Here is an 8,793-nt window from a genome sequence, read left to right on the forward strand (position 1 = left end):
ATGCGCATCGACATCTCGCTGCTGCCGGCGCTTGCCGCTTCCTTCATGCTCGCCTTCGCCCGGGTCGGTGCGATGGTGATGCTGCTGCCCGGCCTGGGCGAGACCAACATTCCGACGCGGATCAAGCTGTCGATCGCGCTGCTGCTCACGCTGATCATCCTGCCGCTGCATCGCAATGCCTATCAAGTCGACATGGGCTCGCTCGCGCCGCTCCTGGTCCTCATGCTGCATGAGATCGCGATCGGCATCGTGCTGGGTGCGACCGCCCGTGTGACGCTCTCGGCCCTGCAAGTCGCCGGCTCCGTGATCGCGCAGCAGATGGGACTCGGCTTCGTCACCTCGGTCGATCCGACGCAGGGACAGCAGGGCGTGCTGGTCGGCAATTTCCTGACCATGCTGGGCGTGACATTGTTGTTTGCCACCGATAGCCATCATCTGGTGATCGCGGCGCTGAACGACAGCTACACGATCTTCGCACCGGGCGAGACCGTCTCGAGCGGCGATGTCGCCTCGCTGGCAACGCGGGCCTTCGCCGCCGCCTTTCGCCTCGGCTTGCAGCTCTCCGGACCGTTTCTGGTGTTCGGCCTCGTCTTCAACATCGGGCTCGGGGTGCTGGCGCGGCTGATGCCGCAGATGCAGGTCTATTTCGTCGGCGTGCCACTGTCGATCTTCGCGGGCTTTCTGGTGCTCGCCGTGGTGCTCACGGCGATGATGGGTACGTATCTGGATTACTTCATCGGTGTCATGCACCAGATGATGCCGCTCAAATGATAGGGATCGATCGATGGCGGAGGACAACGATCCGGAGAGTCAAACAGAAGACCCGACGCAAAAGCGCCTCGACGATGCACTCGAACGTGGCGACGTCGCCAAGAGCCAGGAGATCAACACCTGGTTCATGATGGCGGGCGGCACGCTCGTGGTCTCGACCTTCTCGGCCTCGGTCGGCAGCGGGCTATTGACGCCGATGCGCAACCTGCTCGCCAATTCCTGGATGATCAAGACCGACGGCAGGGCTCTGCTCGCGCTGATGCAGCAGATCGAGTTCGCCGTGCTCGCCGCGATCGGCGTGCCCCTCTTGATGCTGGTGCTGGCGGCGATTGCCGGCAACATGCTCCAGCATCGCCTGGTGTGGTCCGCCGAATCGCTGAAACCCAAATTCAGCAAAATCTCGCCCGGTGCCGGCTTCAAGCGCATCTTCGGCAAGCAGGCGGCGGCGAACTTCCTGAAAGGTCTCGGCAAGCTGATCGGGCTCGGCGTCGTCATGGCCATGATCCTGTGGCCGGAGCGGCACCGCATGGAAGCGATGGTCAAGCTCGATCCGGCTGCCATGCTCGGAGCCACCATCAGCATGACCATCCATCTGCTCGGGGCAGTGGTGGCGGCGCTCGCGATCGTCGCCATCGCCGACTATTTCTTCCAGTACCGAAGCTGGTTCCAGCGGCAGAAGATGTCGCTCCAGGAGATCAAAGAAGAGTACAAGCAGTCCGAAGGCGACCCGCACATCAAGGGCAAGATCCGGCAACTGCGGCAGCAGCGCGCCAAGAAGCGCATGATGGCGGCGGTTCCCAAGGCCTCCGTGATCATCACCAACCCGACCCACTATTCGGTGGCGCTGTCCTACGAGCGCGGCATGTCGGCGCCGGTCTGCGTCGCCAAGGGCGTCGACAACCTCGCCTTCAAGATCCGGGAAATCGCGCGCGAGCACGACATTCCGATTGTCGAGAACGTGCCGCTCGCCCGCGCGCTCTACGCCACCGTCGACATCGATGAGGAAATCCCGACCGAGCACTACCATGCGGTCGCCGAAGTCATCGGCTACGTCATGCGGCTGAAGCGCGGATTCAGCGCCGGGCGGGGATAAAATGCCCGGAAAGTACCGGAAATGGCCGTAATCTGGGAATCAGCGTACCTTTCGCCCCTGCTGCCCTTGCGCCTTCGGGTCCGATTCAGGCAGGGAGGACCCTGCGCGCCCCGTAGCGCGTTGATTCTCTGCCGACAGGCTACGCCAGCGTGAAATGACTGCTGAGACCGACCACGACCTGTCACGCGAGCCCGTTGCGGCGCATGAGCCGTCGCCGCGCTCGGGCAGCATCGCGCTCGTGCTGCTGGTGGCCGCCGGGCTCGTCGCGGTCGCCGTCGGGCTGATGACGCTTGGGCGCGCGCAGGCGCAGCCATATATTCTCGGCATCCTCGCCGTGCTGGCGATGGTCGGCCTGTTCAACCTGTTCGCTTTCGCCGCCGGCATCATCCGCTTCGCCGACCGCAATCTCTACGATCCCATCATCGGCCGCATCTCCGATCACGCGTTCGACGGGCTCGCGGTCACCGATGCGCGCGGCCATGTGGTCTATTCCAACGCGGCCTATCTGACGTTGACCGGCGCCACCGGTCCACAGGACGTGCGTCCGGTCGAGCGCGTCTTTATCGGCAACCCCGACGTCTCCGAAGCCGTGTTCCGCCTGCTCAAAGCCGCCCGCGAAGGCAAACGGCAGCAGGAGGAGGTGCGCATCTCCGGTCATGACGGCAACCAGGGCCGCTGGCTGCGCATGCGGGTGCGCCCGCTCGGCACCGGCAAGCGCGAGGCGAAATATGCGGTGTGGTCGATCGCCGACATCACCCGCGATCGGGAGCGCCAGGAGGACGTGTTCCAGGAGCTCCAGCACGCGATCGAATATCTCGATCACGCGCCGTGCGGCTTCTTCTCGGTCAATCCGGCCGGCGAGCTCGCTTATGTCAACGCGACGCTGGCGAACTGGCTCGACTACGACCTCGCCGAGATCGGCTCGGGCGGATTGAAGCTTACCGACATCGTCTCCGGCGACGGCGCCTCGCTGCTGACCTCGATCGTGGCGGTACCTGGCGAGGTGAAGACCGAGGTCTTCGATATCGACCTGCGCATGCGCACGGGCAAGACCATGCCGGTGCGGCTCTATCACAAGCTTGCCTTCGGCGCCGACGGCGCGCCGGGGCCGTCGCGCACGCTCGTGATCAGCCGTGCCCGCGACGAGCGCAGCGATCCCGACCGCGCCGCCGAAGTGCGCTTCATGCGCTTCTTCGACCACACGCCGATGGCAATCGCGACCGTCGACCGCGCCGGCAACGTCGTGCGCTCCAACGCCCGCTACGCCAAGCTTGGGCAAGCCTTGGGGCTCGACAGCGCCTCTAAGTCGATCTTCCGCGCGGTCAGTTCGCGCGACCGGCACCTTTTGATCGCGGCCATCAACCAGGCCGCCGAAGGCCAGGCCGACGTCGCGCCGGTCGAAGTGGCGCTGGAAGGGACCAAGGAGCGCTGGGGCCAGTTCTTCGTCACGCCGGTCGATTCGGTCGAGAATGACGCGGAAGCCGCGATCGTGCACATGCTCGAGACCACCGAGCGGCGCGCGCTGGAGAACCAGATCAACCAGTCGCAGAAGATGGAGACCGTCGGCCAGCTCGCCGGCGGCATCGCCCACGACTTCAACAACGTGCTCTCCGCCATCATGATGGCGAACGATTTCCTGCTGAACGCGCACAAACCGACCGACCCGTCGTTCCAGGACATCATGCAGATCAAGCAGAACGCGACGCGCGCCGCCACCCTGGTGCGGCAGCTGCTGGCGTTCTCGCGTCGGCAGACTTTGCGGCCGCAGGTGCTCGATCTCGGCGATGCTTTGAGCGATCTTACCATGCTGCTGCGCCGGCTGATCGGCGAGAAGGTCAAGCTCGATCTCGTCCACGGCCGCGACCTCTGGCCGGTCAAGGTCGACGTCTCTCAGTTCGAGCAGGTGATCGTCAACCTCGCGGTGAACGCGCGCGATGCCATGCCTGATGGTGGCAAGCTGATCATCCGCACCGCCAACGTCACCAGCGACGATGCCGGCAAGCTCGCCTACAAGGGCATGCCGGCCGCGGACTATGTCCGGATCGAGGTCGCCGACACCGGCACCGGCATCCCCGCCGACATCCGCGACAAGATTTTCGAGCCGTTCTTCTCCACGAAAGAGGTGGGCAAGGGCACCGGCCTCGGGCTTTCCACCGTTTACGGCATCGTCAAGCAGACCGGCGGTTTTATCTACGTCGATTCCGAACCGGGGCAGGGCACCTCGTTCCATATCTTCCTGCCGCGCCATCATGCGGAGCCGGAGCTACAGGTCGAGCAGCCCGCTGCCGTGGTCAGCGCGAGCCATGGCGCCGCGAAGGACGCCGCACCGGCGGCGGAGGCCAAGCCGCGCACCGATCTCACTGGCCAGGGCACCATCCTTCTCGTCGAAGACGAAGAGGGCCTGCGCGCCCTCAATGCACGCGGCCTGCGCTCGCGCGGCTACACGGTGGTCGAGGCCGAGAACGGCGTCGAGGCCATGGAGGTGCTGGAGGAGCAGAGCGGCGCGATCGATCTCGTCGTCTCCGACGTGGTGATGCCGGAGATGGACGGCCCGACGCTGCTGACGGCGATGCGGCAGAAGAACCCGGATATCAAGTTCATCTTCGTCTCCGGCTACGCCGAGGATGCGTTCGAGAAGAGCCTCCCCGAAGGCCAGCAGTTCGACTTCCTGCCAAAACCGTTCACGCTCAGCCAGCTCGTGGCGGCGGTGAAGGAGACGATGACGAAGGCGGGATGAGGCGCGTCCTCTCCAGTTATTCCGCAATGACGAGGGGAGAAAGCGGAAATCGCATTGCAAACCCGCCGGTATCCAGCGACCCCCGTTCCCCCGTTTACTCGGCCAAACCTCGCCAAATATGGGCTTTTGCCACATCCCCGCGACTGAGGGCCGCAGCCACAGGTTCCGAAACCCGCTTCACTTTTCGGGAAGTCTGCCCATCTTAAGCGCACGTCCCCATGCCGGGGATTTGGGAAACGCACATGACTTTCTCGCAACGCTCCCGCAGTGTCTTCAAGGCGATTGCCGTCGTGCTGGCGCTTGCGCTGCCGACCGCGCTGGCGATCTCGTCTGCCGACGCCCGCGCTGGCGGCGGCTTCTCCTCGGGTTCGCGCGGCTCGCGGACCTATTCGGCGCCGCCATCGACCACGACCGCGCCGGGCTCGACCTCGCAGTTCAACCGCACCTACACCCAGCCGGGCGCAGGCATGAATTCGGCCGCGACCTCGCCGGCGCGCGGCGGCCTGTTCGGTCGCGGCGGCGGCTTCCTGGGCGGCCTTGCGGCCGGCTTCCTCGGCGCAGGCCTGCTCGGCATGCTGTTCGGCGGCGGTCTGTTCGGCGGCCTCGGCGGCCTGTCCTCGATCCTCGGCCTGATCATCCAGATCGCGCTGGTGGTACTCGTGGTACGGCTGGCGATGTCCTGGTGGCAGCGCCGTCACTCGCCGCAGGCGGCCTATGCCAATGCTGATGCGGGCGCAGGTCCCGGACCGCAGCCGAACTATCGCAGCGGTCTCGGTGGCTTGGGCTTCGGCGCCAACAACGCGCCGCTCGAGATCAAGCCGGACGACTATGAAGCGTTCGAGCGCCTGCTCGGCGAGGTCCAGGCCGCCTGGTCGAACGAGGACGTCGCCAAGCTGCACACGCTCGCGACGCCGGAGATGGTCTCGTACTTCGAGCAGGACCTCGCCCAGAACCGCGCGCGCAACGTCGTCAACAAGGTGACCAACGTCAAGCTGTCGCAGGGCGACCTCGCGGAAGCCTGGCGCGAAGGCGAGACGGACTACGCCACGGTGGCGCTGCGCTTCGCGCTCACCGACAAGACGGTCGACCGCAACACCGGCGCAGTCGTTGCCGGCAGCGAGCAGCCGGGCGAGGCGACCGAGATCTGGACGTTCGCCCGCCGGCCGGGCACCGGCTGGGAATTGTCGGCGATCCAGCAGACCAACTGATCGCTCGTGACATGAGAAACCAAGGCGTCGTGCTCCGGCACGGCGCCTTTTCTTATGCGCGTCTCTTCTTTGGGGCGCCTCGCATCGCCGCATCGGAATAAGCACGCGTGCGTCGGGTTGAAATCAGGCGGCCAAACGACAACCACAACAGGAGGACACCATGATCCGCACCGCGAAATCCTCGACGATTTCAGGCCTCGCACTCGTATTGGCCTTGCTTGCGGCCCCATCGGCGCTGGCGCAATCGGCCGACATGACGTTTTTCGTGACCTCAAGCGGCCTCGGCAAGGGCGCCGATCTCGGCGGCCTCGAGGGAGCCGACGCGCACTGCCAGAAGCTCGCTCAGGCCGCCGGCGCAGGCAACAAAACCTGGCGCGCCTATCTCTCGACCCAGGCCGCCGACGGCAAGCCGGCAATCAACGCCCGAGACCGCATCGGCAAGGGACCGTGGCAGAACGCCAAGGGCGCGGTGATTGCCAAGGACGTTGCCGATCTGCACAGCCCGGCCAACAACCTCACCAAGCAGACCGCGCTCAGCGAGAAGGGCGAGGGGATCAATGGTGTTGGCGACCAGCCAAACCGGCATGACGTCCTCACGGGATCGCAACCAGACGGCACCGCGTTTGGCGGTCCGGACGATCGCACCTGCAAGAACTGGACATCGAGCACACAAGGCGCCGCGATGGTTGGCCATCTCGATCGACGGGGCTTGCGCGACGATGAGCCCTCGAAATCGTGGAACAGCTCTCACCCGTCCCGCGGCCCCGACGGCGGCTGCTCGCAGGCCGATCTGAAGAGCACCGGCGGCGACGGCCTGTTCTATTGTTTTGCGGCGAATTGAGGCGCGGAACTCCTTCTCACGTCATGGCGTTCGTGGTTGCGTACTGCACTTGCCGCAACGCAATCACGGACGGTCTCCATGAAATACGAGCTCTATTACTGGCCCGAGATCCAGGGCCGCGGTGAATATGTGCGGCTGGCGCTGGAGGAGGCGGGCGCCGCTTATATCGACGTCGCACGCGGGCCGGGCGGAACGGCTGCGATGATGAAGATAATGAATGCGCGTGAAGGCACGCCGCCCTTTGCCCCGCCGTTCCTGAAAGCGGGCAAGCTCGTCATCGGCCAGACCGCCAACATCCTGCTCTATCTCGGTGCCCGCCATGGCCTTGCGCCGAAGACCGAAGGCGGCAGGCTCTGGGTGCACCAGCTCCAGCTCACCGTCACCGACCTCGTCGTCGAGATCCACGACACCCATCATCCGCTCGGACCCTCGCTCTATTACGAGGACCAGAAGCCAGCGGCGAAGAAGCGCACCGCCGATTTCTGGAGCGAGCGCGTGCCGAAATATCTCGGCTATTTCGAGCAGCTTCTCACCGAGAGTGGCGGCACCTATGTCACCGGCCGCCGACTGACCTATGTCGATCTCTCGCTGTTCCAGATCGTCGCGGGGCTCCGCTATGCCTTCCCCAGGCGCATGAAGGCGTTCGAGACGGATATTCCGACCCTGGTCGGCCTGCACGACCGCATCGCTGCGCGGCCGAACATCAAGGCCTATCTCGAAAGCGACCGCCGCATTCCCTTCAACGAGCAGGGCATCTTCCGCCGCTATCGCGAGCTGGATAATTAGCCGGTCGGACGGCAGTGGATTGCCCTCACCAGAGGCCCGGCACGAGGCGATAGCGCACCCGCGCCGCATAGTCCGCATAGCCCGGCAGGCCCTCGCGCAAGGTGCGCTCCTCGATCCCGATGCGGACCGCAAACAGAGCGGCGAAAAGCGGCAGCATCGCAAGTCCCCACCACGACCCCAGCAGCAGCGGCACGCCGGTGAAGAACAGGATCATGCCGCTGTACATGGGATGGCGGACATGGGCGTAGGGGCCGGTCGAGATCACCCGCTGGGCGCGCTCGGCCTGGAGCTTCACCACGGGGGCGGCAAACGAGTTCTCGCGGAAGACCCACATTGTGAACAGCGTCGAAGCCAGGAACAACACGAGGCCGAGGATCTGGAACGCAACCGGCATCTCGGAGGATTGAATGCGTCGGTCGAAACCTATCAGCGCCAGCCAGGCGAACATCGTGATGACGAAGACAGTCACGAAGATCTTGTCGGCGGCGGGCTGATCCCGTTGTAGAACCGGCCGCAGACGTTCGGCGAGCAGCGCCGGATCGATCCGGTAGAGCCACCAGCCGCAGAGCGGACCGAGCAGGGCAGAGGTGGCGAGGAGCACCCAGGCCGAAGGCCAGTGCCACGTTCCGGCGGAGGCGAACAACAGCGCGCCCATGCCGACGACGAAGATCGTGTTCTGCAACAGGAAGCGTGCGATCATGCGCAGGATCCCGGGATGACCGCGCCCGATCATGGTCCCGCTATCCGGCAAAGATGCGGCCGGATGCACCAAAGGCTCGATCGACCGGATCGGGCGCTTCTGCCTTGGCAAGCCTGATCAGGCGAGCTGATCGATCCGCGTGCCCTGACCGGGCGGCAACGGCGCGGGCGGCTGCGGCTTATAGGTCGGATCCTCGTCCTTGACCTTGGCCTGATCGTCCTGCTGCTTGGTCGTGTCGTAGTTCGGAACCACGATCGCGATCGGCGGCGGCGCAACGGTAGAAACCTTCATCCGCAATCCTCACACATGGAAGCAATCGAGCCTGCCCTGTGAGGAGCGAAATTTCCTTCAAGGCAATTGCTAAAATGCGAGGGAATTGGCGCGGTGGGATGCGCTCTCTTTGCTTCCGCGAGTGCAAGATTTGAAAGGGGCGCGGCTCTCTCCACCGTCATTGCGAGCGTAGCGAAGCAATCCAGTCTATCACCGCGGAGGGACTCTGGATTGCTTGGCTGAGCCTGCCATCGGGCCGCGCTTGGCGCGGGCCCGTTGGCTCGCAATTGTCGATGTTCAATAATTCGCTGATTGGATCGCGGTGGTCTTGGTAGCGGCGAAGGCCTTGGGAGTTTGTCCTGCCAAGGCCTGATGGGGTCTGTGGTT

General features: G+C 64.8%; 8 protein-coding genes. 6 read left to right on the plus strand and 2 right to left on the minus strand.

Features of this window, described 5'->3' with window-relative positions; translation table 11 throughout:
* The 6 genes from fliR to IVB01_RS15975 all read left to right on the plus strand — a co-directional run bounded on the left by fliR (window position 1) and on the right by IVB01_RS15975 (window position 7,436).
* Window positions 1-771 (plus strand): flagellar biosynthetic protein FliR, encoded by a 771-nt coding sequence (gene fliR / locus IVB01_RS15950; RefSeq protein WP_247278056.1) that lies wholly within the window; start codon window positions 1-3, stop codon window positions 769-771.
* 13 nt (window positions 772-784) lie between these two features.
* Window positions 785-1,864, plus strand: a complete 1,080-nt coding sequence (flhB, locus tag IVB01_RS15955) for a flagellar biosynthesis protein FlhB (protein ID WP_247421828.1) — start codon at window positions 785-787, stop codon at window positions 1,862-1,864.
* Between the two features lie 154 nt (window positions 1,865-2,018).
* Window positions 2,019-4,601 (plus strand): PAS domain-containing protein, encoded by a 2,583-nt coding sequence (locus tag IVB01_RS15960; protein WP_247494686.1) that lies wholly within the window; start codon window positions 2,019-2,021, stop codon window positions 4,599-4,601.
* 218 nt (window positions 4,602-4,819) lie between these two features.
* Window positions 4,820-5,809: a Tim44 domain-containing protein gene (locus IVB01_RS15965; protein WP_247494687.1), complete on the plus strand. Its 990-nt coding sequence runs from the start codon at window positions 4,820-4,822 to the stop codon at window positions 5,807-5,809.
* A 160-nt stretch (window positions 5,810-5,969) separates the two neighbouring features.
* Window positions 5,970-6,650: a lectin gene (locus tag IVB01_RS15970; RefSeq protein WP_247421825.1), complete on the plus strand. Its 681-nt coding sequence runs from the start codon at window positions 5,970-5,972 to the stop codon at window positions 6,648-6,650.
* 78 nt (window positions 6,651-6,728) lie between these two features.
* Window positions 6,729-7,436 (plus strand): glutathione S-transferase, encoded by a 708-nt coding sequence (locus tag IVB01_RS15975; protein ID WP_247278051.1) that lies wholly within the window; start codon window positions 6,729-6,731, stop codon window positions 7,434-7,436.
* A 25-nt stretch (window positions 7,437-7,461) separates the two neighbouring features.
* Here IVB01_RS15975 and IVB01_RS15980 read toward each other — a convergent pair whose 3' ends face one another.
* A complete protein-coding gene (locus IVB01_RS15980) occupies window positions 7,462-8,136 on the minus strand; it encodes an isoprenylcysteine carboxylmethyltransferase family protein (protein WP_247449156.1) in 675 nt (224 codons plus the stop codon).
* A gap of 117 nt (window positions 8,137-8,253) precedes the next feature.
* Window positions 8,254-8,427, minus strand: coding sequence for a hypothetical protein (locus tag IVB01_RS15985; RefSeq protein ID WP_247278050.1), 174 nt, complete (start codon window positions 8,425-8,427; stop codon window positions 8,254-8,256).
* Window positions 8,428-8,793: the final 366 nt, after the last annotated feature.

Source organism: Bradyrhizobium sp. 164, assembly GCF_023073715.1.
Classification (GTDB): Bacteria; Pseudomonadota; Alphaproteobacteria; order Rhizobiales; family Xanthobacteraceae; genus Bradyrhizobium.